This is a genomic window from Chitinophaga sp. H8 (assembly GCF_040567655.1).
In the GTDB taxonomy this organism is placed as follows: domain Bacteria; phylum Bacteroidota; class Bacteroidia; order Chitinophagales; family Chitinophagaceae; genus Chitinophaga; species Chitinophaga defluvii.
This window is the reverse complement of the sequence record NZ_JBEXAC010000001.1, coordinates 189,028-214,853: the sequence shown is the minus strand read 5'-3', so window position 1 is coordinate 214,853 and position 25,826 is coordinate 189,028. Positions and strand designations below refer to the sequence as shown.

14 protein-coding genes are annotated in these 25,826 nt (G+C 42.1%); 9 read left to right on the top strand and 5 right to left on the bottom strand.

The window, feature by feature from the left end; translation table 11 throughout:
* Positions 1-124 precede the first annotated feature (124 nt).
* The 9 genes from ABR189_RS00880 to ABR189_RS00840 all read left to right on the top strand — a co-directional run bounded on the left by ABR189_RS00880 (position 125) and on the right by ABR189_RS00840 (position 17,047).
* The gene (locus ABR189_RS00880; RefSeq protein WP_354658545.1) at positions 125-1,375 is read left to right on the top strand and encodes an exonuclease SbcCD subunit D C-terminal domain-containing protein; all 1,251 of its coding nucleotides are present in this window, start codon (positions 125-127) and stop codon (positions 1,373-1,375) included.
* A complete protein-coding gene (locus tag ABR189_RS00875; protein ID WP_354658544.1) occupies positions 1,372-5,100 on the top strand; it encodes an AAA family ATPase in 3,729 nt (1,242 codons plus the stop codon). The genes ABR189_RS00880 and ABR189_RS00875 overlap by 4 nt, the downstream gene beginning before the upstream one ends.
* A gap of 51 nt (positions 5,101-5,151) precedes the next feature.
* Positions 5,152-7,380 (top strand): AAA family ATPase, encoded by a 2,229-nt coding sequence (locus ABR189_RS00870; protein ID WP_354658543.1) that lies wholly within the window; start codon positions 5,152-5,154, stop codon positions 7,378-7,380.
* A gap of 19 nt (positions 7,381-7,399) precedes the next feature.
* Positions 7,400-8,491 (top strand): hypothetical protein, encoded by a 1,092-nt coding sequence (locus ABR189_RS00865; RefSeq protein ID WP_354658542.1) that lies wholly within the window; start codon positions 7,400-7,402, stop codon positions 8,489-8,491.
* 113 nt (positions 8,492-8,604) lie between these two features.
* On the top strand, positions 8,605-10,794 hold the full coding sequence (locus tag ABR189_RS00860) for a P-loop NTPase fold protein (RefSeq protein ID WP_354658541.1): 2,190 nt from the start codon (positions 8,605-8,607) through the stop codon (positions 10,792-10,794).
* Between the two features lie 18 nt (positions 10,795-10,812).
* Entirely contained in the window at positions 10,813-12,141 is a 1,329-nt protein-coding gene (locus ABR189_RS00855) for a hypothetical protein (protein ID WP_354658540.1), read from the top strand.
* Positions 12,111-12,791 carry a condensin complex protein MksE gene (locus tag ABR189_RS00850; protein ID WP_354658539.1) on the top strand — a complete coding sequence of 227 codons (681 nt, stop codon included), beginning with the start codon at positions 12,111-12,113 and terminating at the stop codon, positions 12,789-12,791. The genes ABR189_RS00855 and ABR189_RS00850 overlap by 31 nt, the downstream gene beginning before the upstream one ends.
* Positions 12,784-16,098: a hypothetical protein gene (locus ABR189_RS00845; protein ID WP_354658538.1), complete on the top strand. Its 3,315-nt coding sequence runs from the start codon at positions 12,784-12,786 to the stop codon at positions 16,096-16,098. Before ABR189_RS00850 ends, ABR189_RS00845 begins: the two co-directional genes overlap by 8 nt.
* Positions 16,082-17,047 (top strand): hypothetical protein, encoded by a 966-nt coding sequence (locus ABR189_RS00840; protein WP_354658537.1) that lies wholly within the window; start codon positions 16,082-16,084, stop codon positions 17,045-17,047. Before ABR189_RS00845 ends, ABR189_RS00840 begins: the two co-directional genes overlap by 17 nt.
* A 367-nt stretch (positions 17,048-17,414) precedes the next feature.
* On the opposite strand, the gene ABR189_RS00835 is transcribed toward ABR189_RS00840, so the two are convergent.
* From ABR189_RS00835 to ABR189_RS00815, 5 genes are all read right to left on the bottom strand, one after another.
* Positions 17,415-18,632 (bottom strand): TlpA family protein disulfide reductase, encoded by a 1,218-nt coding sequence (locus ABR189_RS00835; protein WP_354658536.1) that lies wholly within the window; start codon positions 18,630-18,632, stop codon positions 17,415-17,417.
* Complete coding sequence (locus tag ABR189_RS00830) at positions 18,632-19,990, bottom strand: RagB/SusD family nutrient uptake outer membrane protein (protein WP_354658535.1); 1,359 nt, start codon at positions 19,988-19,990, stop codon at positions 18,632-18,634. The genes ABR189_RS00835 and ABR189_RS00830 overlap by 1 nt, the downstream gene beginning before the upstream one ends.
* Positions 19,991-20,002: 12 nt before the next feature.
* Positions 20,003-23,557, bottom strand: a complete 3,555-nt coding sequence (locus ABR189_RS00825; protein WP_354658534.1) for a SusC/RagA family TonB-linked outer membrane protein — start codon at positions 23,555-23,557, stop codon at positions 20,003-20,005.
* Between the two features lie 185 nt (positions 23,558-23,742).
* The gene (locus tag ABR189_RS00820) at positions 23,743-24,921 is read right to left on the bottom strand and encodes a FecR domain-containing protein (RefSeq protein WP_354658533.1); all 1,179 of its coding nucleotides are present in this window, start codon (positions 24,919-24,921) and stop codon (positions 23,743-23,745) included.
* A gap of 56 nt (positions 24,922-24,977) precedes the next feature.
* Positions 24,978-25,589, bottom strand: a complete 612-nt coding sequence (locus ABR189_RS00815) for a sigma-70 family RNA polymerase sigma factor (protein WP_354658532.1) — start codon at positions 25,587-25,589, stop codon at positions 24,978-24,980.
* Positions 25,590-25,826: the final 237 nt, after the last annotated feature.

Below are 25,826 nucleotides of genomic sequence, written 5' to 3'. Positions count from 1 at the left end.
CACTTCGGAAATTGCATTTTCATATTCAATTTTTTATTGTTAAATTGTCGAATAGAAAATTTAGCCCATATCCCCAAAAGAGAGGCCCAAAACGAATTGATTATTAAAGAAATATAACATTGTAATGGTTATCCTTCATACCGCCGACTGGCATATTGGCCAGTTGTTCCACGAATATGATCGTACTTATGAACATTCTCAGTTTTTAAATTGGCTGTTGGCAACGCTTATAACCGAGCACGTCAATGTTTTGCTGATCAGTGGAGACGTGTTTGATTTATCCAATCCTTCAGCGGCATCCATCAAAATGTTCTATTCTTTCCTGAACAGAGCTGTAAGGACTAATCCTGATTTGCAGATCATTATAACAGCAGGCAATCATGATTCCGCAACAAGATTGGAATCACCAAAGCCTTTATTGGAATCATCCAACATACATATCATTGGCCTTGTTGAAAAGAAAACGGATGGTAGCATTGATTATGAAAAGCTAATCATACCACTGAAAGATAAAGCAGGGGCTATCAAAGCCTGGTGCATGGCCATTCCTTTTTTGCGAATGGGCGATTATCCTATCATTACAGACGCTGAAAATCCTTATGAAGCAGGCGTTGCATCGTTTTATGCCGAAGCTTATAACTGCGCCTGTGTTAAAAAACAGGCAAACGACCCCATAATCTGTATGGGCCACCTACATGCGCAGCAAACGGATATGACCGATGTTGACAAATTGGTGGAAAGGGCCATCATGGGAGGTGTAGAATGCATTGGCGCTACAGCTTTTCCAGAAGATATCCGCTACGTAGCATTGGGACATATCCACAAAGCCCAGCGCATTGGTGGTAAAGAGCATGTAAGGTATTGTGGTAGCCCAATTCCCATGTCGTTTTCAGAATTTAATTATAAACACCAGGTCATTGTGTTCGACCTGGAAGAACAAGACATCATCAACCTGAGATCTATAGAAATCCCTGTATCAGTGGCATTGCAACGGGTGCCCTCTGTACACAGTTCACTAGCCGAAGTGATCAATGCTTTGCAACAACTACCTGCCACCGGTATCAATCCGCAGTTAGCGCCGTACCTGGAAGTACGTGTTTTGCTGCATGGGCCCGAACCCGGCCTAAGGCACAAAATAGAAACAGCCCTAAGCGGCAAAGATGTTCGCCTGGCAAAGATCGATGTGAAGTACCCAGTGGTTACAGTTGCAGACAATACAACAGAAATAGTTGCTGAAGACAATCTTCATGAGTTACAACCGCAGGATGTGTTTGCGAAAGTGTACCAAGCTAAGTATAATAATGCCGTTCCGGCGGAACTGCTCCAATTATTTAACCAGGTAACCCAGGAGGTAGCCCAATTCGAGACCGTATGAAGATACTCAGCATCCGCATAAAAAACCTGGCCTCACTTGAAGGTGTAACCGAAATTGATTTTACACAGGAGCCGTTATTATCCGCAGGCATTTTTGCTATAACCGGCCCTACCGGTGCGGGAAAGTCTACCATCCTGGATGCGCTTTGCCTGGCCTTATACTGCAAAACGCCCAGATACTTGCAGGCAAAAGAATCCGGGATCGAAATAACGGATGCTCAAGGAAGTGCCATAAGCCAAGGTGATGTGCGGGGCATATTAAGAGACGGTACCGGCGAAGGATTTGCAGAAGTAGATTTTGCAGGTGTAGACGGACAACGCTATAGGGCTACCTGGCGGGTGCGAAGAGCAAGGGATAAGGCCGAAGGAAGCCTGCAGCAATATAGCATTGCGCTAAAAAACATTGATACCAATACAGATATTCCCGGAAGGAAGAATGAAATGCTGGAAGAGGTAGAACGCTTGGTAGGCCTGAATTTTGAACAGTTCACCCGATCCGTATTACTTGCCCAGGGTGATTTTACAGCCTTTCTCAAAGCACCTAAAGAGGATAAATCTGCCCTGTTGGAAAAGCTTACGGGTACCCGTATTTATTCTGAAATATCCAGGCAGATATTTGTTAATTATAGTAAAGAGAAAAGGGAGCTGGAAGACCTAAACCTGAAACGGGAAGGCATTTCCACACTTACACCGGAAGAACTGGAAGAGCTGGAGCGGCAAAAAACAACCATGGAACAAAGCATAGCCATACAGGAAAAAGAAGCAGAACTTTTAAATAAGGAAATTGGCTGGCATACCCGGCTTACGTTATTACAAACCAATCTCAGTACAGCACATACTGTGCAGGAACAGGCCATTGGGGCCAGGCGAAATGCAGTAGGCCGTGAGCAGGAATTAAAGCAGGTGGAACAAGTGCAACCCACACGGACCTGGGTGGATGGGCAACAAGCGACAGAAAAACAACTTGCGGAAAAGACGGCAACGCAGCAACACTTACAAACAACCCTTGACAGCCTGCAACAGCAGCAGGAAACATTAGATAGGCAACTACAAACCGCCAATGAAGCAGCCACGGCTGCTATTCAAAAACAGGAACAAGCCCTGCCACTCTTAGAAGAAGCAAGGGCATTGGATGTACAGATCAAGGAAAAAACAGAACAGGTAAACCAGGCCGCAACAGAAGTAAAGACTGTTGAAGACAACCATCAGAAACTGAAGCAGCAGCTACAACAACAGCAGCAGCAATCCGAACAGTTGCTCACTTCCATTACACAATTACAACAATGGAAGAAAGAGAATAGTACCCGACAGCCCATTGCTGAAAATCATGGCCTCATCAGCTCAAAGCTTGGTGATGCACAGGCGCTGCTGGATGCTGCACAATCATTGTTACCAGAGCTGGAACGTATACAAACTGCTATAGCCGAAGCGAAACAGGCAAAAGCTGAGCTGGAAGCAATATCAGGAACTATTGTACAGCACCTGCAGGCTGAAAAGGAGCTGCATACCACTGCTTCTGGGGCATTGTCAGCGATACCCAGTGATGCTACAGAGAAAGAAAAAGCAGCTATCGACTCCCGCATAGAAGATATGATTGCAGCAGAAGCACACTGGAAAATATTATCCCATAGCGGGGCGGACCTCAATGCATTAAAACAAAAGCTGGCCGGCAATAAAAGCGAATTAAGCAATAAAACACCATTACTGGCACAGGCCTCAGCACAATTGGTGGTTGCTGCCGCAGAGCGGGATGCATCGCTCCGCATGTTGGATAAAGCACGGCTTGCTGCTGCAGAGAATGTGGCATCCCTACGCTCACAGTTAATACCCGAAAAGCCTTGCCCCGTTTGTGGCAGCGCAGTGCATCCGTATGTTACCGAACAGCCCCAATTGAATCATGTGTTAGCGGAACTGGAAGCTACACACCAGCAAAATGATAAAGCTTATACAACCTGCCTGCAAACAGAAAGTAGTCTGCAGGAAATGATCAACTGGTTAAAAGAAACGATCGCCCTGCAGGAGCAGGAAACAAGTACAAAAGAAACTGCACTTGCAGCGCATCAAAAAACCTGGGAAGGCTTTGCTATCTACCCCCATGCTGCTGAAATACCCAATGAGCAAAAAACAACATGGCTGGCACAGCAATTACAGGATGCAAAGGCACAACAAAAAATCCTGCAACAGCAAATACAGTTGTACGCTGCAAAAAAACAGGAGCTGGATGCTCTGCAGCAAAGAATAATTGCTTTGGAACGGCAGCAGCACGAAAACAGCAATGCCGTAAAAGATACCCACAGGCGTATGCAATCCTTGCAGGAACAAGAGGCGCAATACCATAAGGAACAGCAAAATAGCAACCAGGCACTTGCTGCAATAGAACAAAGCTTATCTGCTTACTTTATCGCACCCGGCTGGTTTGCCAATTGGAAAGCTGATTCTGCGGCATTCCTGCATCGTATCGGCGACTTTGCTGAACAATGGAAAGCCAATATTCAAAAGCAGGAAGAAGATGCCCGGCAGCATGGTATATTGAAGGCAACACTCGAAGCGACAAGGGGGCAGCTGGAAAATGCTTCAATGGAGGTACAAAAAAAGCAAGCCGCACTTACCTCGGTAACACAACAACAGGATATACTTACCCAAAAACGAAAGGCCATCTTTAACGGCGAAGCTGCCACAACCATAGAGCAAGGGTTAAAACAGTTCGTAGCAGCAGTGCAGCAGGCATTGGAAAAAATGAAGACCGATCGGGAAGATTTACAAACAAACCTTACCCGTACCGGCACACAAAAAGAGCAGGCCGAAAAAGACATACTACTCTTACAGCAACAAGCCGAAATCTTCCATCAAAAGATACGGGACTGGCTTATAGCATTCAATAGCCGCAATAGCCTGGCATTAGATGAAGAGCGATTATTACAATTGCTGGCTTATGATATCGGCTGGATAGAAACAGAACGTACCGCATTGAGAGCGATAGACGATGCCATAACACAAGCTAGATCCGTATTGCAGGAACGCAGCACCCAACTGCAGCAACATGAACAGCAACGGCTTTCTGAGCGAAGCGCCGAAGCGTTACATGAATTACAGAACACCGTAAAAGTAAACCTGCAACAACAGGTACAGCAAAAGAACGAGATCGGTTTCCAACTGCAGCAGGACCTTGCCAACAAGCAAAAGATCGGCGATCTGCTGGGCATCATTGAAGCCCAGGGGCTGACTACTGAAAACTGGGCAAAGCTGAACGACATTATTGGTTCGGCAGATGGCAAAAAATTCCGGCTCATAGCACAGGAATATACCCTAGATGTATTGCTCAGCTATGCCAATGTACACCTCGGCATACTCAGCAACCGCTACCTGCTGCAGCGTATCCCCAATACACTGGGCCTGCAAGTGGTCGATCAACACATGGGCGATGAAGTGCGCACCGTCTACTCACTCTCCGGCGGCGAATCATTCCTTGCTTCACTAGCTCTTGCATTGGGGCTGGCCTCGCTATCCAGCAGTCGCATGCGAGTAGAATCATTATTTATTGATGAAGGCTTTGGTTCTCTCGACCCCACTACCTTAAATATTGCTATGGATGCACTGGAACGCTTACATAATCAGGGGCGTAAGGTAGGCGTGATCTCTCATGTGCAGGAAATGACGGAACGGATACCAGTGCAGATCAAAGTAAGTAAACAGCAGAGCGGGAGGAGTAAGGTAGAAGTGGTATGAATGCGAATCCTTAATCTGCTTATAAAATACTTTTACTAAAAGACTCATAATATGCTTGAATCAATTGCAATTAGAAGCGTTGCCACTTATGATACAACTGGCATTGAGATAAATGGTTTGAAAAAAATCAATTTTATCTATGGCACAAATGGTTGTGGAAAAACAACCCTTTCCAAATTAATATTTAATCCAACGGATTCAGTATATGCTAAATGTCATTTAGGGTGGAGAGGCCATCTCCCTCTGAATGCTCTTGTATACAATAAAGATTTTCGTGACAGAAATTTTGGGAAAGGAAAGATAGACGGTGTCTTCACTTTAGGGCAGGCAACAAAAGAACAAATTGAAGCGATCGGAAAAATGCAATCTGAGTTAGAAGAGATCAAGGAAAATGGTTTGAAAAAGAAGAGCACACTTGAGGGACAGGAAGCAACAAAACTTCAAGAAGATAACGACTTTAAGGAAGCTATATGGCATGATATATATAAGGAGAACGAGGATGATTTCAAAGAAACTTTTAAGGGATACATGAGAAAAGATGCATTCAGAGATAAAATATTGCAGGAATTTACAAGTAATGAAGATGCGTTGTTGACAATTGAAGAATTACGAGAAAGGGCAAAGACAATATTTGGTGAAGTCCCTAATATTTTGCCCTCGATTTCAGCCATTGAATTTAAAGGGATATTAGCGATTGAATCTGATAAAATCTGGGGTAAGAAAATTATTGGCAAGGCAGATGTTCAAATTTCAGCATTAATTCAAAAGCTAAACCTTAATGATTGGGTTAATGAAGGACGAAATTATATTGATGAGGATAAAGTTTGTCCATTTTGCCAACAGCAAACAATTACTGCAAACTTTAAACAGCAACTTGAAAATTATTTTGACGAATCATTTACTCAAGATACTGCAAGGGCAAAAGAACTCTCCGAAGAGTATCATAGACTATCGGAAAACCTTCAATATATTCTGGAACAAATAGAGCTACAGCAAAAAAGAAATCAAGATTCCAAACTTAATGTTGAACCGTTTGCAGCTTTTCTAAAAACGTTGATAAGTCAATTTGTTGCTAATAAAGAACTGTTAGGGAATAAAATAAAAGAGCCGAGCAGAAGTGTAAATCTGACTTCAACAAAAGAACAGCTGGAAAGTATCCAAAAAATAATTGGAGAGTCTAATAGCGAGATTAAGAAGCACAATGATATCGTCAACGATTTTACCAATCAGAAAGCTAAGCTCATTAAAGCAGTCTGGAAGTATTTAGTAGAAAGTCATCGAGGAACTATTGCGGCCTTCGTAAGTAAGCAAGATGGTTTAGGTAAGGGAATTGACGCTTTACAAAAACAAGTAAAAGCATTACAGGATAAATACAAGGAACAACAAAAGAAAATAAGAGATGCCAATAAAAACGTTACCAGTGTGCAACCTTCTGTTGATGAAATAAATAGAATACTAAGATCTTACGGCTTCCTAAACTTTGAAATAGTTCCCTCCAAGACAGAGTCAAATCAATACCAGATACATAGAGAAGACGGATCAATTGCAGAATCGACATTAAGTGAAGGCGAGGCTACTTTTATTACTTTTCTATATTACCTACAATTGGCTAAAGGAAGCCTAAACGAAGAGTCCATTACAACAGAGCGGATTTTAGTTGTTGACGATCCTATTTCCAGTTTAGATAGTAATGTTCTTTTTGTGGTAAGCTCACTTATAAAAGAGATAATCAAATCGATAAAGAGTAACGTAGGCAGCGTTAAGCAAATTATTTTGCTTACTCACAATGTTTATTTCCATAAGGAAGTCTCTTTTGTTGATGGGAGAACTCCCCGGAACGGAGACACCAACTATTGGATATTGAGGAAGAAAAATAACACTTCGTCTGTACAACCTTTTGGACAAGAAAATCCTATTCAAAGTTCTTATGAATTGCTTTGGAAGGAATTAAGTAATTCAACAAAAAACTCGGGCATTACTATTCAGAATACTATGAGAAGAATTATAGAGAATTATTTCAAAATATTAGGTAAGTATGCTGATGACGATTTGATCAAAAGTTTTGACAATCAGCAAGAACAAGAAATTTGTCGATCACTTGTTTGCTGGATAAATGATGGCTCTCATGGTCTCCCTGATGATCTTTATGTGGAACAGCAAGATGCTGTAATTGATCGCTATTTCGAAGTGTTTAAAGAAATATTTATTAGAATGGGACATGAAGAGCATTACAAAATGATGCATAAAGAGCAGAAGGAAAACGAGGTTGCCGTCGCTTAGTTATTTAAAAATAATACAGATGAAAGCAGGAAATGTAAAAGGAGCCTTACTTGAGTATATCGTTCGTGAGCTTTTAAGAAATTGTGGATTTACGAATGTCAAAGCAGATGGTCTTTTTTCATTTGAACAACAAGGATTATTTTTCGTAAATGGAAGAGGCACCGCACATGATGCCGATATAATCATGAATCCGCCTATTCAAATGCCTTTTGCTTATCCTACACAGTTATTATTCGAATGCAAAGCATACGCAACTGTTGGAAACTTACCCTTTGTTAGAAATGCTTTAGGATTGCGAAACGACCTAAATGAATTTGAGATTGTTACCAGAGATACACTTCTGAAAAGGAAGAATAATAAAAGGGCTACTTATGCAATAGATACAAGAACCAGATTCTTATATCAGGTAGGAGTGGCTTCTGTAAATGAATTTACGAATCCTGCAGTGGAGTATGCTACAAACAACAAGATCCCTTTACTATCATTAAGCTGGTTTCTTGATTCAACAAGCATACAAAAGTTTAATTCAATTGACCAAGCAATGATTAATGGTTTTAATCCGGTCGGAATTAAAAACCTATATGATTTCTTTAAGGACAGGAGCGGAGCATTGGATTTACCTAAATACGCTGAAGCAAATAGATTACTCGAAGAAGATAATAGTATTGCTGATATTGTAAAATTTTCAAATGATGTACTACAATATTCCTATGTAGGGCTTTTAGAATCTGGGGATATGGTCTTTCTCTTTGCCCGGTCACAGACAAAAGATAATATTTTAAAGCGCCGACAGGGGGATGGTAGAATTTCGCTATTTAAAGCCGAAATACATTGGTTCTCGAGCAAGCCAAATGTTTGGCGACTTACAGTTATGAACCAATGGAACAGAGAACAAAATACAGAGTTTGATTTTTATCTTCCCAAGCGAATTTTTAGTCATTGGAAAGAATTTAATCTAGATAAATCTGTTGCATTGGATATTAAGCAAGAATTTTTTTCAAAAATATTTGTATTTAATCAGCGCAATAATCCTGAAGCGCCTTTTTCAATTATCAACATTGATAAACAGTGGTTTGACAATATAAGACAAGAACAACTTAACCAAGAATAGATTCTTAGCACTGAATTATGGCCTACTCCTCTTCAGCAACGCAATCCGCTCATTCTTTGCCTTAAGCTACAAAGCAGCTTTAGTAAGAATTATATTAAACTCTGATATAGTCTATGATTAAAGATATTCATATAGATAAGCCAGCCTCCTTGCAATCTGAAGATTGCTTCCAGCGCTACGAATTTTCAAAGCGTATTGCATCCATCATTGCTACGCCTAAAATTGACAAATCCTTAATCGTGGGGTTGTATGGTAAATGGGGTGAAGGAAAAACATCGGTAATGAATTTTGTGCAGCAAGAGCTTCCCGAGGAAACGGTAATCGTTAACTTCAACCCCTGGATGTTTGCGGACGAACAGCATTTACTCAAATCCTTTTTCTCAATTTTAGCGGATGCATTAGGAGAAAAAATTAATAATGGAAAGGAGCAATGGGGGAAGATATTCGCTGATTATGGTGATGCAATTGGCGATGCAGCAGAGTATATACCAAAAGTAGGTCGTTCCATTAAATGGTTGGGAAAGTTGGGACAGAAATTAAGTACTGTTTCTGTCGAAAAGCTTAAAAGTCGGGTTGATAAGATAATTCGAGAATCGGGCAAAAACATCGTTGTCTTTGTCGATGATATTGACCGGCTGGATATTCAGGAAATTCAATACGTTTTTAAACTTGTAAAATTGGTAGGCGACTTTCCCCGGACAGCTTATGTGCTTTCTTTTGATGACGAAATGGTTTCTGCTGCCTTAGCGCTCAAGTATGGAGGTGATAAGAAAGCAGCCGGTTATAATTTCCTGGAAAAGATCATACAGGTCCCCTTAAAAATACCTAAAGCAAGTAAGAAAGCTCTGTATAAATATACTGCCGACTTACTTAACAGCGTAATGACCGATGCCGGAATCGAATTAAACAAAGAAGAGGTAAACGATTTTATAGAAGCTTTCAATACCGCATTTCTGCCATTCATGGATAATCCAAGAATGGCTATCCGGTATGCTAACACACTTGCTTTTTCTCTGCCTTTATTGAATGGGGAAGTGAATACAGGAAACTTAATTATTATTGAAGGGATAAAGATATTTTACCCGGAGCTTTACGATTTCATAAGATCAAATGCTTACCTGTTTACACAAAGAACCGGAAACCGGGAATATGATCATGAACAGCCAGAGAAGGAGCAAGTAAGGAATAAACTATCAAGCGCTATTGATATATATACAATGGATAAGCGAACTGCCATTATTGAGATACTGCAACAATTATTTCCTCAATTGAAGGCGGTTTATGATAATACAAGCTTTCCTGATAGTGCCTATACACGATGGAAGAAGGAGCGGAAAATATGCTCGGCAAAATACTTTGACCGGTATTTTTCTTACACGGTGCAGGAAGGAGACTTACCCGATAACTATTTCGACCAACTACTGGCAGACCTTCAAAACAATACAGTTGAAAGTTTGGTCACAAAACTCTCGCAGGCAGTGGGGCAATATGGTGCATTTGATATAGTTCAAAAATTCAGGATGCAGGAGGAAGAACTAAATGAAATACAATCTGAAAACCTTGCTATGGTTTTAGCACAAATTGGCCAATCATTTCCCGTGGAAGAGGATATCCATTTTGCGACAACATATGCACAGTCCGCGAATCTCATAGCCAGGTTGATTAGAAATATCACCGCAGCCAAAAGGCTTAGCCTTGTTTTAAAATTGCTAACAGCATCTCCGTCCTTAGAATATGCTATGGAGATTAATTATTGGTTAATGTACCGGGAAAAAAATTATCCCACAACCGCCATTTTCTCGGAACAGGACGAAGTTGCAATTCAGCAACATCTTGTTACATTATTTAAAGAAAAGATGACATATGATAATTTCTTTACCCTTGTTTCGGATGGCAATCTTTGGAGAATACTGGCTTGGTGGAGCAAGTGGGATGATCAGAAGGGCGCTCTAAAAACATTTTGGAGCGAACATTTGGGCCGAGGAAATAACCATGAATTTGCACTCAAACTTATAAAAGTATTCACTCCTACAATAAATGCTTCTTCTTATAATCCCCAGAATAAACAGGTGAATAGTAGTTCTTATAAATCGGGATTTTATGATGCCAACTTCGATGCCTTAAGCGAAGTTATTGATGTGGATCTACTAAGTAAAAATCTGATCGCGTTTTATGGAGATAACCCACATAAAGAAGGACCATCCGTTATTTCGGCCCGAGATCCAATAGATGATAAAACTTTGGTGTCTATTTTTCAATGGTTTATGAAGAATAAGTTGGTAGAAAGTAAACTCAAAGAATAAATCTTCCATTTTCTGATCATGAAAGAAATTGATCTTTATTCCGAAGCCAAGCTCCGCTATCATCAGCTTATTCCCAATAAGGAAGACGGGCTCGTCATTCTTGCGCTGTATCAAAAATACGGGCAGCAGGAATTTACGGAAGACCAGATCATCCAGGTGATCAATAAGGTGCTGAGCGATCTGGGCAGTTCGGGACTACGGGAAGAGAGTAACCGCAACAATAACGTTATCCTGCGCCTACAGGAGTTCTTTCTCTGGCGCGACAGGAAAAGGAAGCTATATGGGTTTAAAAGCTATGGGATAGAGTTTTGTGAAAAAGTATCCAGGCGTCTTTCCGAGAGCTACCATCCGGCCAAGATAGAGCGCTTGTTTAAACACCTGCTGGAAACCTTGAACGCAAGCCTTGAAAAGGGGCCGGCCGACCTATTGATATGGAAGGAAGATCATTTCCAACAGCGCAGCGTTGAGCTAGCCAAGCAGATAGAGATATTGGACCAGCAGGTAAGCCAGTCGGTAACTGATTTCCGTTTCCAGATCAAACAGCCTCAGGAAAACATTCTGCAGGTAATCGATACCATTAGCGCGGGCCTGGATGCTATCAAGCAGCACGTAGAAGAGCTTAAGGCCGGTTTTCAGATCACCTACGACATAGACGATGTCTTGGATCCGATGCTGAAAGATCCTGAATGTTTTGAGCTGCTGGACAGCATCAGCGAGGTAATGCGGTATAACGAACATGTGCGCAGCCATCTGGACCAGGTGAGTGTGCGCATTGATAAGATAAAGCCTGGTATACGGGAGTTTATTTTTGAGTTTAACCAAAGGGAGCTGGACCGTAAAACGGATCAATTTATTCACTACCTGCTCGACCATACAACTTATACACGCCAGGAAGGACAAACCAAAAAACTTACATTGCCGGAGGAGGTGATGCCACTCGTCATCAAAATGCCAGAAGCAGTCCCAAGGTTTTGTATACTTACAGAAAAGGATCTCAGCAGAAAAGCGCCGCTTCCCGCCACTGAACGGTCTGTAGATATGGAGCAGACAAGGGTGGCTATGGCCAAGAACCACGAGAAGCTGGCGCAAAGGAAGCGTATTCAGGATTGGACTCAAAAGGCTTTGCTGCAGATAGAACAAGAAGGCCAGCTGGAATTTTCGCCTTTCTTCTTCCACATACTGGCCGCCGAGCAGGACGACCTGAATATCCCTGTAAGGGTTGCACAAAGGCTGGTGAAACAATGCAATGGCCGGCAATACACGGTAAGGGTGGCCCAGCAAGAATATCATGATCCCGACTATCAAAATCTTTCCTTATGGAGTATGACGATACTGAAAAAGATCTAAACCTGCGTTATGCATTTATGACGGACAGGGCTGCCAAAGGCGCCTTTGCCAAACTTGACTATCAGCTTAGGTCGGGCACGCATATACAGCGCAATTTCCCGAAGCCTGCCGCGCTTTATACCTTCCTGGATAAATACTATGACAGCCTTCAGTCTTACTATGAGGATTTTTTTGACATGCTGCTCAAAAAGGAGGGCGAAGGATGGAACGCTTATTTCTATCTAGATTTTCATGAAAGTTCACGGGGAAAAATACCTTCTGATCCTTCCTTTAAAGGATATCTCAAGACTGAATATGTCCTGATAGGGCTGCTCTTTTTCAAGGTATTCAAACTCGACGGCAATATTGAATTGTCCAAAATATCCGATTTTGTTAACCTGCTGTACCAGGAGTACGACGACCTGCTCCATAAGCTGCAACGTGTGGTATCGTCTATCGAAAGCGACGCCGGTTCGGATATGAACGAAGGAAAACTGAATAGCCTGGTTCATAAAGCCTTTACCGAATTTCACCAGTTGGGCTGGATAGAAAAAGATGCAAACGATAGCGATTATTTTACTTATCAGCCCTCGTTTGAAAGGTTAAGAAGGATTTACTATCCGCAGATTGAAACGATTGATGAAATCATAAAGCACAAAGAGCATGGCTAAGTTTCAACCCAAGATATATAGCTTGTCTACACTCAATATAAGGCAGCATTTCAATTGTGATTATCGTTTTCATGATTTTCGTACAGATTTTAGCGGGGAAAGCGGAAGCGGCAAAAGTCTGATCGCCGATTTTATACAGTTGCTATTAGCGGGCTCCGGTGTTTTTAAGTCAGGAACAGAGGGGGTAAAAAACAGGGATACCAGTGGGCTGGTATTGAAAAGCGCGCGAGGTGGCTACGGGCGTGGTTACATTCTCATCAATGTGGAGGTGCAACCTCGCCAATACATTGCACTCGGCGGCTACCTGGAATCCTCCAGCACGCAGATGCTGTTTTTTATTGTCCAGGCAGGTTACGATTTCGAGAAAACACTTGTACCGATGAACTCGCCGGTCTTTTACAAGGATCTGTTGGTAGAAGGCCAGATAGAGACTTTAGAAAACCTGGAGAAAAATCCTTTGGGAAAGGGCTATCTCAAAAGGGTTAGCAATAAGAAGTACCACCATCTGCTTTTTAATAACGGTATATTAGCTGTAGATCTTAGTCAAAACGAGCAAAGCCTGAAAAGCTATGCGGCCATTATCCGCTCTTTTTCCAGAGGCAAAGGCTTTCACACCCATTCTGATGCTTTGAAAACCTTTCTGTTTGGCGATGCAGATCAGAAGCGGCTGCTGGAAAAGTACAACGAAGAACTACAATATATTCATACAGACCATCAGCAGCAGCAGCGCCTGCAAGATGAGATTGCACTGATCAAAGACAAGGAGCAAAAGATAGAGCGTGTAATGCAAGATTTTAACGTTTACCATCTTTTGAAAAAGCAGTACAGCCAAGAAAGCGCAAGCTTTTGGTTCTACGAAAATGTCCATGCCGTCAAAGAATGGGAACAAGCGGAGCAAGCCTATCAGGTAAGCCGCGCCCGGAAATTTTTGGTTGTGAAAAGGTTGGCTGCCAGGAAAAAAACAGACATTGCAGACAAGTATGACGCTATAAAGGAATTAAGAAATAAGCGCCAACAGGCGGAACAGGATAAAGCAACGCTTGAAACGCAAAAAGCCAAGGCGAAAAAGCTGCTAGACGATAGCACGAGGTATAAGGACCTTATTGACAAAGTAAACCTTTGGTTGACCGGGGATCGGCAAGACCTGGAGTCCATCCGGAAATGGCATTCGGAAGAACGCAGCAAGCTAACGGATGCGGAAACACTTAAAGAGTTTGAGGCTTATCTTCAAACTCACCGGTTAGAAGGCAAGCTCAAACAATCGGATTGGTATCAGGAAGATTATGCAACGGCGCGAGAACGGACTTTGCAAAAGCTGAAGAAGCTGGAGGATGTTATCGAAGAGAAGGAAGTTCAGTTACTATTTTCAGACCTCGAAAACCCGGCATCGTTGGCCCATTGGGCCATAGCGCAGCTGGCGTTGCCTCTGAGTATAGAACAGGAAAGTTTGTTGTTCCATTTTCAGCCCCTGTCAAGGATCGCTCCCATTCCGCCACAAGGACAATACTTGCCATTTCCGGAAAGGTTATTTAAAAATCCGATTATTGTCAAAGCAGATGAGGGGGGATTCTGGCTCGAACTAAATGGTCTCTATGAATATATAGCCTATGTATCGGAGCAGCATCTCAACGTGCCGGCCGATCAAATCAAGCTGGATCGCTTGCCGTTAAAAGCGCTGAAGCACCAGCTGGATATTTTAAAACAGGAATATAGGCAATTAAAGAACCTGAAAGAAAAACTGGAAAGTTATCCGGCATTAGACAAGGCGATTGCTTTATACAATGCCAACCCCAGCGAGTTATTTGCAGCAATAGACGATATAGCACATATAACGCCGCCGGAATTAGAGCGGTATCTTTCGGCCTTTCAAAATTCGGAACAACACCTGGCAGACTATGAGAAGGCGGAGAAGGCTTATGGTATTTCGCTTGATAATTATACACTAATAAGACGGGCTGATATGGATGCTAAAGAGAAGATTGAAGAAGCCGAATGTTATATGATTGAACAATATGGTGGTACTGATTTCGAACAGTTGTTGCAGGAAGTAGAAGGCGATTTGCTACTTGCTGGAAATGCGCTGGATGAGCTTATAATAACCAAAACTGTTTCGCTGCAGCGAATACAAAAATTGGAAACAGATCTTTTCAGCACTAATCCTGCTATGAACAAATTACACGAGATGAATACCAATACAGAAGCTGAATATTACGGAGCTGCAAGACTTCGGGACCAGAAAAAGGAGCGATGCATATCAAGCCTGAATAAGCTTAATGAAGCAAAAATAAAATTTTTGGCCGAACATCATCGCGAGTTCGTGGCCGATCAGGATGCTGTTAAAATAGACCAAGAGCCAGACGAAAACCAAAGCAACAGGGCGGAAATTAAATTTATGGAATCCTATGATTTGGCCAGCAATGAAATTGAAGATAAGACTATCTTGAAAGATTATTCGGTAGGCGTGCTGGCGCACAAATTATTACCCACCGTTTTTCCTACACAGCAACTCCGGGCAGAACTTATCGGCGAGCAAATTGAGAAAAGGCTTACAGAACTAGCCAAGGATCTGCAGAGTATCGGGTCAAGAAAGATAGAAATTCTCCACAATGTATTTAGCGAAGTACATAAAGCTTACAATGAATACTTGACCAAAGTGCAACGTATAGCCCGATATTTATCCAGTAATGAAATCACAGGTGGCAACTATGCCACCTTACAACATAAGCCCGCGCCGGGATACCCAGAAGATTGGATGAAGGTTTTCAGGAAGCGCCTGACCCACGAAATGCAGGAGGGGGGGCTTTTTGCATCTGCCCATAAGCAGGATATTAGCGAGATCATGCTCAGCGTTTTTCGGGATGCCAATGGCGACAGGAATGCTAAAGTAGAAGACCTGCTGAATCCACGCTCTTATTTTGACCTGCTTTTTGAGATCAAGCTGGAAGACGGACAGAGCAATTCGGGCAGCAATGGGCAGACCTATACAGCCAATGCGCTGCTTTGCCTGGCCCGGTTGTCGCTCATCGAAGATAAAGAGCATGCAGGCATACGCGTGATGCCGATTGATGAAGCGGAGGGGTTGGGTGGTAATTATGAAATGTTGCATGCCCTGGCAAAAAAAGAGGGTTACCAGATCATAACCATGTCTATCGATACCGCCGGTGATATCAACAACGACGGGCAGTATATTTATATTATGCATGACAACAAGGATGCTACGGGGCAAACTTATGTACCACCGTTGGGCATTTTCCATGATGGTCAATTAACAGAAAATATAAATGAAATCTTTGAAGAAACTACCTAGCAACAAGGACTTTACATGGCCTTTACTGAAGGCTTTGCATGACTTGTATGAGAAAAAGAGGACCGCAGCTAGAATCCAGGACAAGGACTTCATACGTTACTTGATGTCGCAGACAGATCTTATTGCGCAAAAGAAAGGCAATAACAATATCCTGGTGGCACAAGATGGTTATGAGGCATATTATGAAGAAAATTTTCAATCCGCTTATCAATATTATTACGACTTTCTTACCCGGGTAGACATCCGCCCGGATGGTGGTAAGAATTTCACCGAAGAAGATATTCGTACTTTGATGGTCATCTACGAAAGCAAGGATGAATTGAAGCGAAACCTGTTAAATATTGAAGATTTTTCTAGTAAAATATTCGATTATGCTGGTTCCAAATATTTGAAGTTCAAGGATAGTGTGCGTAATGCAGTACTGAAAATTTTAGAGATAGAAGAATTTACGCAAACTTCAAAAGATCTACAATTCAGACTTGTCGTTGATTACCCTAAGCCCAAAGCGATCATTCTTTGTGAGAATAAATCTTTCTTGAAGCAGCCTTGGAATGCAAAGGAACTTGAGGTTAAACTATGGCATGTTGGTGGTAATAATATCAGCATCTTAAAAGATATCGATGAAATGGAATTGTCCTATCCTATCTATTATAGCTGTGACTGGGACTTTGACGGGCTGAGAATATTTCAACGCATCAAAGGAAGGTTAAAAGAAAGAGGCGCAAACATTCAAATTCTTACCCCACCGCCTCCACATCAGTATTTGCCTACTGACTCATTTATGCACATGAGCAAATGGAATTATAAAGACGATTTTTCCGGACTTGATAAAACGGCATTTTCGGCAAACGAGCAAGCACTGATAGCTAAACTTGTAAAGGATGATTTATGGATAGAGGAAGAAACAATTGTTTTCAAAGAGATGTATCATTACAATCTCTCACAATAACAGTTTGTAAGAAGTCTTGCCTAAAATATGTCATCTTGGCTGTCTATTATTGCGTGTATTGAGGTTAAAAATTAGGTTTGGGATACTTGATAAGCATAGGTCATCTTAGTTGTCTATTTATTGTTTGTCTTGAAACTCAATATCTGGATGATATTATTGTAGGCCATTTCCTTTTCGTAATCTTAATTTTACGTTGTTTTCACCTTTATTTATTTGATTATCAATATTTTGAATTGGCGAAAGCGCTTTTAAAACAGGCCTCAGGTGTTCTAACTCATTCCCATGTTCCGCACACACTTAAAACAAAGGAGCTATTTCTTAAAGAAATAGCTCCTTTTTGTTGGCTACCCAACAATAGCCATTTTGTTTATTTAATTACCAAACAGGGAATTTGTCTTTCCTCCTGGGTCAATAAGAATCCCGTTTTTTTCAGCGCAACTTTTAATTCTTCGTAATTCGAACCTCCGGTAAATTTATACTTATAGCCGTTTGAAGATTCATTTATCACTGGTGGCCTCTCTCCGTTAAGATCAAGCATAAATGCAAAATTTGCGATCGTTTGTCCATCCTCACTCCGTACGGCTGCCTTTGCCTCAGGATCATCTTTAATTACCCAGCACATTACCGGCCTGGGCTCCAGCGCAGTTTTAACGCCCAATTTCAACTCCATATCCTTAATCATAGCTTTCATATTTGTCTTTGTATCAGCATGCAGATCAAAATTAGCCTCATAGCTGATCCCATACTTACGTTTCCAGAGCTCCCGGTATTTAGATCTTTCTTTATCAAATATAAAACGTTCCTTGTCCGGTCTTTCAACAATAATTCGGCTATCTTTAATATATGGAAGTTCCACGATCTTACCATAGCAGTATAAGAAAGCCGGTACGATCTCGGCATTCACGATGCACTCGCGGATCATATTATTTACACTGTCTGCATACCTGTCAAATTTAGTATAGGCACCTTCGATAAATCCCGTCAGAAAAGAAAACTTCCCTAGGTTATTTTCCATCAGTGGACGTGAAAAGTCAAATGTTAAAAAATCGTTCTTTACCGGAAGATCAAGTTTTCCATCCTTTAAAACACTATCAATCATATCCTGATCAACAAATTCGCTAAAGGTAATCGCAATTACCTTCCCCTTATAAACCCAAACCATATGTGAAACCGTTTGGTGCGGGAAATACCTGGTCCAAATCGAGTCTTCTACCACAAAATCAAGTTTGTTTGCCTTAAAGACCTCATTTTTCTTCTTCAAGGCCTGGGCCCTGGCCGTTTCCTCGTAGGACACTGATATAATCTTCAACACATTGCTATTGGCGTTTTGCAAGTTATTCAAGCGGGGCAAAGCAGCAATACAACTGGTACATGCGGTAGTCATAAAATCCAGTATGACAAGGTCCTGCGGTAGCGCATTTATCGCCGGAATAGATTTTCCATCTACAGTCTTTCCCAAGACATCAGCAGGTACCTCCATCCCTATTCTGATACCTTTTGGAACGTTTACCTGCGGAGCATTACTTGCCTGGGCTAAAAGAAGAATGGGAAAAAAGTATAGTATTATATTCAATAGATATTTCATTATCGTTCAGTTTGTGGTAAAGAAGAATTACTAATTATTTCCAGTGGGATCAACATAGTGTAAAACCCGCTATTCGGCAGCAATTGATACTGCTTACCTGCGATCGTTCTGGTCAGGGTCGTTGCAGTCTTAGGTGCTAAATTCAGGCGTTTTAGATCCGGCCAACGCCGCTGCCGCATAACCAGTTCTTTTCTGCGCTCCTCCAGGATTTCATTTAGCAATAGATCGGGCTCCGAAGTTACTATTGGCTGAAAAGTGCCTTTTTTATAGCGCTTTTCACGTAAATAGTTGATCGATTCTTTTGCCTTATCGACCTGTTTTAACCTGACCAAGCATTCAGCCTGGGTCAACACCAGTTCATCTACAGCAAGACCACTGAAAGGCGACTGGTTCAATTCACCATCATAATTACCCTTAAAAGAGAATGTATTATCACCATTATCCATAAAAAGCAAATATTTTCTCAGGTCATTATCCGCATAACTTTCGTATAGCTGGGGATCAACCTTCCATATTGTACGATAAAAAGTAAATGATCCGGTAGAGATTGCCTGAAAAATAACTTCATCATTAAATTGTTTAAAAGGGCTCTCCTCATCCACCTGTAGCGTATTGTAATCTACCAATGCGTTATTTAGCTCAAGCGCTTTTGTGGTATAGGTCAATGCCTTTTCATAGTCTTGCAGATATAGATATATTCTTGACAACAATGCAACTACTGCAATGCTATTCGGTCTGGAGGGAAGTCCATTAGATTGCTGTAATAATTTTTCGGCCTGCTCCAGATCGGATATTAACTTGGAGAAAAATTCTCCAAGCGGTATCCGAACACTCTTGTCTTCCACATTCGGGGAGGTGCGGTAGGGCAATGCGGTAACCGCTGCATTACTTCCATCCTTTAACAACACAGGAGCAAATATCTCAGCCAAACTGAACAATGCATAGGCCCGGTAGAAATAGGCCGCTCCCGCCATTTGCTGACGCCGGGGACCTTCTGGCAAATTTTCGAGAATAGACAGCACCTGGTTTGCGATATACACTGTCTGATACGGCGATGCCCATTGTGCCTGCGGCGGCGTGATCTTGTCGTCCCAGATATAGAGCATGCGGTCTTCATAATCACTGATACTGGCCCAAATATCCGTGACAATTGAAAAATTGTCTGTACACAGCTCACCCACATACGGATAGCCCATATTTACTGTTGAATATCCATCCAGCAGCGCCTGGCAATCTTCAAAAGTGTTGGGTATCGCCAGTTTCGTATCCGGCTTGGTCTCCAAAAATTTGTTGCATGCCTGGCAACAGAGCAATACAATGCCCAGCAGGAAGTAATTATATACTGAATAACTTTTCATGATCTTGTTGTTTTAAAATGTAGCTTTCATACCCAGTGTATACAGTCTTGGCGTTGGAACCAGGTAATTGAAATCGGGATCATTATTGTAATCCGATTTTTTCCATAAAATAAGGTTCAGGTTATCGGCATTGGCGTAAAACGTCAGTGATCTTATTCCTTTCAGCCTGGCATCCAGGGTATATTGCAGGTTGATGTCTTTTAGCCGGATATGATCTGCCGGTTCGATCAGAACATCCGAATTCTCATAGAACCGCTCCCGCAGGGAATTAATGGGATAGATAAATGCCGGCACCGTGGTGTTCAGTTCATCTCCGGGCTGTTTCCACCTCCGGTCAAAATCTTCATGCATCATCCAGTACTGCGCCAGTCCATTGTAATTGATACTTTGTCTACGGTAGAAATATTTGAGCTTGTATTGGAGATTTGCACGAAGGGACCACGATTTCCAGGAAAATGTGTTGGCTAAAAAGCCTGCATACAGTGGAATACTCGGGCCTATATAGGATACATCGTCAATTCCTACGGACATTATTTCCGTATAGTTACTTGAAACCTGCCCTTTATAGTATCCCAAAGGTGCTCCTGTCTCATGATCCAATCCGGCAAATTTAAAAGCATACAGACCATACAGGTGTTTACCAACTACTGGATTAGGCGCGGTAGCAGCCCACATATAGCTTTCCACTCTCGCATGTTGATAGTTATACTTCGTCACTATGCTTTTGCTGTAGGTGAATAGCAGGTTTGAGTTCCACTTAAAGTTACCGCTGCTTACATTTGTACTTTGCAGATTTAGTTCTACTCCCTTATTTTTAAAATTGGCAATGTTAATAGCCTGCGTATAGAATCCCGTTGTTGGATCAATGTTTGCCTGAGCAACAAGATCTGACGCATCTTTCACAAAAAAATCTATCCCGGCACTCACACGCCTATTCGCCATAGCCAGATCTGCCCCCACATTAACTATCCGTACCCGCTCAGCCCGATAATCGGGGTTTGGAGGATTGACCATATAGGCGTTTGTATAACCAGTATAAGGGAAAACACCGTCGTAGGCAATGGTAGGATAAGCTGATATCTGGGTCGTGATATTTCCATTTACACCATATGTTGCCCTGAGTTTAAAATAGGAAAACACGCTTTGGGAAAAGAAGTTTTCTTTGCTCAGTTCCCATGCAGCACCCGCAGACCAGAGCGGCTGCCATTTGTTATTGGTAGCAACACCAAAGAGGTTGGCTGCATCACGACGCACACTACCTGACAATATATACTTGTTATTTAGGGTATATGAACCATTCATAAACACCGAAAAGAACCGCTGTTTATACTCTTCAAGTTTGTTGCCGTTCGGAATTTGATTTCGCCCTTGCAGGCCATTGAGCAAAGGAAAACTTGTTTTATAGTCCACTGGCGTAAACTCGATCCGATCCGTATTGTAGCCGTATAATTTGTACCCTTCAATGCGATTGTCCATGCTCTTTATCTCCACACCAGCCAACGCATTCAGCACACCAGGGCCCAATTCTTTATCAAAGGTGGCAGTCCCACGCAGATAATGTGAAAACAGATCCCCTATGCGTCGTGAATAGATGTCACCCACCGGCACATTATAGGTCAAGGTACCTGGTGTAAACTGCGTAAAAAGATTGATATGGTTCTGCGTAAAATAGGAATCAAGGGATTCATTGTTGGTAGTCTTGTTCAGCGAGCGCTGGAATTGATAGGAAGTATTAAACTGCAATGCCTTGCTTAATTTGTAATTCGCAGCGATACTTATTGTAGCATCACTAATACGCACCTGATTTTCGCTGGCATATAATTCATTCAGCATATTATAGCGAGCCGGAAAAAGCCGTCCCCCAGCCAGAGTATCGATGTAAGACTTCTGAAACGTTACAGTTTCCAAATCGATCCCATTACCATTATCATCCGCAAGACGGACATATGGATAAAAAGTTTTACCTGCGCCTGAATAGAGTGAACCATATCCAACCCTCGAATCATTTCCCTGCGTCTTCCTCCCATTATCAGAAAAACCAACATGTAAATCTACGGAAAAGCGATCTGAGGGCCGGATAGACGTCACGAATCTAGCACTAATACGGTCAGAGTTATTGTTCTTTATGTTTTCCAGCGAACGGTCATATCCTAAGCTTCCCCTAAAATCAATTTTTTTGCTACCATAGGCCAGACTTGTATAATATTGTTGGGTTAGGCTATTTCGATATACATATTTCATATAGTCATCACGCACATCATATTTCTGAAATTCACTTTTCTGCTTTTGATAAGTACCCATATCAATTTTCCCATCACGTAGTTGCCCCAGCAGCTTGACAATTGGAGATATCGTATAATCCGGATAATTGAGCATCCAATCGTAATATTTATTTTCGAACAGGATTTCTTCGGACTCGATAAAACTTTTGCTCGACATAAAACGCAGTTTATAGATATCAGGTCTCTGCCCCAATTGAAGATTGGAGCTCATCTCCAATTGTATGCGATCCAGTTTTGCACCCGACTTTGTAGTCAATACAATCACCCCATTTCCCGATCGCGTACCCCAAATTGATGCGGCAGCAGCATCTTTGAGGATAGTAATATTTTCAATGTCGTTCGGATTGATATTAGTAAGATCCCCTTCATAGGGAAAATTATCCAAGATGATCAATGGACTCCATGCACCGAGATAGGTTGAATTTCCTCGTTGATAGATCTGCTCTTCTGGTTTAAGATTGGGAACACGTTTTTCAAAACGCAACGAAGGGGACAGTCCTTCCAGTCTATTGATAAAATGAGAAGATTTACTAACATTGATCTGCTCATTCGTCAAAAGCTCAAAACTCCCGGTTGCCCGCTCCTTTGGAATTTTTTGGTATCCGGTGGAAACAATGGAAACACCTTCCAACTTAGCAACGGAAGGCCTTAGCGTAACTACAAGATTATTAGCAGCAGTAATATTTTTTATAACAACAGCCTGTTTTTCATACCCAATGAAGGTAATTTCAAGCACATCTCCCTCGGAAACAGTAAGGCTAATATATCCTTCAGCGTCCGTCATGCCAAAAAATTTGATCTTTCTATTCAATACTGATGCACCATGTAACGGCTGGCCCAGCGAATCAACGACCCTGATGCTGATAGGGGGAGCAGCCTGCTCTACAGGCTCAATCGCTGGTGAAGAAACAATATTACTTTTCCTAAAAAGAAAAATCGTTTTATCCTCAATTTCGTACAATACGTTTTTTTTATTCTTCAACAGTATATTTAAAAAGTCCCTGAGGGGTAGGTCTTTGACTGATACTGAAAACTTTCTCTGTTCTAAATTGGTATTCCTGGTGAAAACAGTGGCGTATCCAGTCTGTTTGTTGATGGCAGTAACCACCTGTTTGAATGACAGGCTTTCTCCTGAAAGCGTAATGTTTTGTGCAGCGCCGGTAGCATAAACATTCATCAGCGCGACGCATAGTAAAAAAGCGGTCAGTCTCATTATTAACAAGATTTTGGTAATCTCCTGACACCTCCCGCTCCCAAAGAAGGGCCAATAGCATTTTTTTTGCATAACTTGCAATAGTTTGGTTGTGAGTAAATTGGTTGTAAGCCGTTTATATAATCATCCAAACATTTGCCGGTGGCGGGTCCAATCGCTGCCGGCTTTCTTTTGGATGATCTTTTTTCATTCCTGAAGTCGCAGTTGTCTAATGCATGTTTATTCCATCATAAGGTATCGATATGGTTTGGTGAATATTAGGGTAAAATTGTCAGCTTTCTTCCCTCCAGCCTATAATGAATGTCCGCTTTATCAAAAAAGCGCAACACTCTCTCTAAAGACACCTGTTTGCTCATTGTGCCTGCCAGCTGAATGTCCGGCAGTCCATTATCAATGTCTATTTCAATATCATACCATCGCTCCAGTTGCCGCATAATTTCTTCAAATGTTAGCCCATTAAAATCGAATAACCCATTTTTCCACGCCAGCACCTTTTCTATGTCGGCGTTATTAACCACCGTAATTCCGGGTTGTGCCTGCTGATCAACCTGAACTTGTGCCTGCTGCCCGGGTTGGAGAATTTTTTTTTGGTGGATGTTTGCGGACACGGCTACGGCAACTGAACCTTCCAGCAACGTGGTATTAATACTATTTTCATTCTCGTAGGCATTCACATTAAAATGAGTACCTAGTACCTCCACTTCTGTTTTTCTGTTCACATTCACCAGGAAAGGTTTTTCGGAATCTTTCACTACCTCAAAGTAGACTTCACCGGTTACTTCCACCAATCGTTTATTCCCCGTAAAAGTAGTGGGATAGCGGATGGAGCTAGCTGCGTTCAGCCATACCTGTGTGCCATCGGGAAGTATAAGCTGGAATTGACGGCCTTTCGGTGTGGTTGTAGTATTATAGCCCATCATATCACCTTTGCCTTCATAGACCAGCGAGCCATTCACCACTTTCACCCTAATGCCGCCCTGTAGGGCTATGGTCGCATTTTTAAAGGTATCCAGGGAAACCTGTGAGCCATCTGCCAGTGTGAGAATAGCGCCGTTTTTTCCCGCTGGAATATCCTTTATGGGTGCATCCACCACGAAGGCCACCTGTGTGGTGCTGTTATTCCAAAAATAAATACCCGCCATCAGCAAGATCAATACCGACGCGGCAGCCATCCACCGCCGCCAACGCACAACTTTCTCCGGTTGCCGTTCTCCTTTCACAACCCCTTTATTCACCATTCGCTGCCAGCCCTTTTCCCGGTCGATCGCGGCCATGCGGCGCATCTTTTCTTCCATTCGCGTTGCGTTTTTCCATTCTTCAAACCACAGCCTGTTTTCGGGAGAAGCCTGCAGCCAGCTATCCAGCAAATGTTTCTCTTCGGGAGTCAGGTGACCTTGAAGATATTTGTATACCAGTTCATCAATGTTTACAGACATAGCAGTATTATATTATGGCAGATACACCTAATAGAACGACGCGTTTTCTGTTTTCTCTAAAGGAAATAATAAAAAAGTAGTAAAAACAGGTTTTTGTCTACGAAGGAGAGTTTGAGCAACTGGATGGCGCGTGCTTTCTGGTTGAATACAGTACTGGGGGTTATTTGTAGCGCAGCTGCAATTTCCTGCGTGCTTTTACCTTGCAGATAGGACATGGTAAAAACATCACGGCATTTCGGTGGGAGCTGCGCAATAGCCTCGTAGATACGGTTTAAAAGCTCCGCTTCATACATCGCGAGATGGGACGCCGGCTCCGGTTCGGCGGCTTCATACCAGGCATCGAAAGCTTCTTTTTCACGCGTCCGCTGCCGGGACTTCAGCTTTATTACATCCAGACAAGCATTTCGGGTGCTGACGTATAAAAAGTTTTTAAGCGTGATGAGCGTTGTAAATTCCCGGTTTCCAAGCGACTGCCAGAGCCGGGTAAATACAGTTACTACTACATCTTCCGCTTCTTCAAGGCTGATATAATCATTGGCAAAATAGACCAGCGGGGCATAGAACCGGTCATAGCAGTACCGGAACACTTTTTCGTCTCTTGCAGCGAGACGGGAAAGCAGCTCTTGCTCATTGTATGACTGATTGATTTGTAAAATCCGTTCCTCCATGTAATCGCCTGCAAACTAGGGTAAAATTTCTAAAACTTTCTAATTTCTGCCAATACTCGCATTGGGTGCTTCAAATTTCTGCAACAGACTGCACCGATGACTTTCTACAGTTTGTACAGTAATAAAAAGTTTAGCGCCACATGTGCGCCCTAGCGCTATCAGGTTCATAAAAAGGCTGCTCGGCAACTATTTGGTCAGCCCCGCGTTTTAATTCCTTTCTTATTGAAAATCTATTTC

Excerpts from the sequence above, each read along its gene's own strand:
- ABR189_RS00880 (WP_354658545.1), top strand. The coding sequence starts at position 125 with ATGGTTATCCTTCATACCGCCGACTGGCATATTGGCCAGTTGTTCCAC.
- ABR189_RS00825 (WP_354658534.1), bottom strand. The coding sequence starts at position 23,557 with ATGCAAAAAAAATGCTATTGGCCCTTCTTTGGGAGCGGGAGGTGTCAG.
- ABR189_RS00870 (WP_354658543.1), top strand. The coding sequence starts at position 5,152 with ATGCTTGAATCAATTGCAATTAGAAGCGTTGCCACTTATGATACAACT.
- ABR189_RS00830 (WP_354658535.1), bottom strand. The coding sequence starts at position 19,990 with ATGAAAAGTTATTCAGTATATAATTACTTCCTGCTGGGCATTGTATTG.
- ABR189_RS00855 (WP_354658540.1), top strand. The coding sequence starts at position 10,813 with ATGAAAGAAATTGATCTTTATTCCGAAGCCAAGCTCCGCTATCATCAG.
- ABR189_RS00850 (WP_354658539.1), top strand. The coding sequence starts at position 12,111 with ATGGAGTATGACGATACTGAAAAAGATCTAAACCTGCGTTATGCATTT.
- ABR189_RS00875 (WP_354658544.1), top strand. The coding sequence starts at position 1,372 with ATGAAGATACTCAGCATCCGCATAAAAAACCTGGCCTCACTTGAAGGT.
- ABR189_RS00860 (WP_354658541.1), top strand. The coding sequence starts at position 8,605 with ATGATTAAAGATATTCATATAGATAAGCCAGCCTCCTTGCAATCTGAA.
- ABR189_RS00845 (WP_354658538.1), top strand. The coding sequence starts at position 12,784 with ATGGCTAAGTTTCAACCCAAGATATATAGCTTGTCTACACTCAATATA.
- ABR189_RS00835 (WP_354658536.1), bottom strand. The coding sequence starts at position 18,632 with ATGAAATATCTATTGAATATAATACTATACTTTTTTCCCATTCTTCTT.
- ABR189_RS00865 (WP_354658542.1), top strand. The coding sequence starts at position 7,400 with ATGAAAGCAGGAAATGTAAAAGGAGCCTTACTTGAGTATATCGTTCGT.
- ABR189_RS00815 (WP_354658532.1), bottom strand. The coding sequence starts at position 25,589 with ATGGAGGAACGGATTTTACAAATCAATCAGTCATACAATGAGCAAGAG.
- ABR189_RS00820 (WP_354658533.1), bottom strand. The coding sequence starts at position 24,921 with ATGTCTGTAAACATTGATGAACTGGTATACAAATATCTTCAAGGTCAC.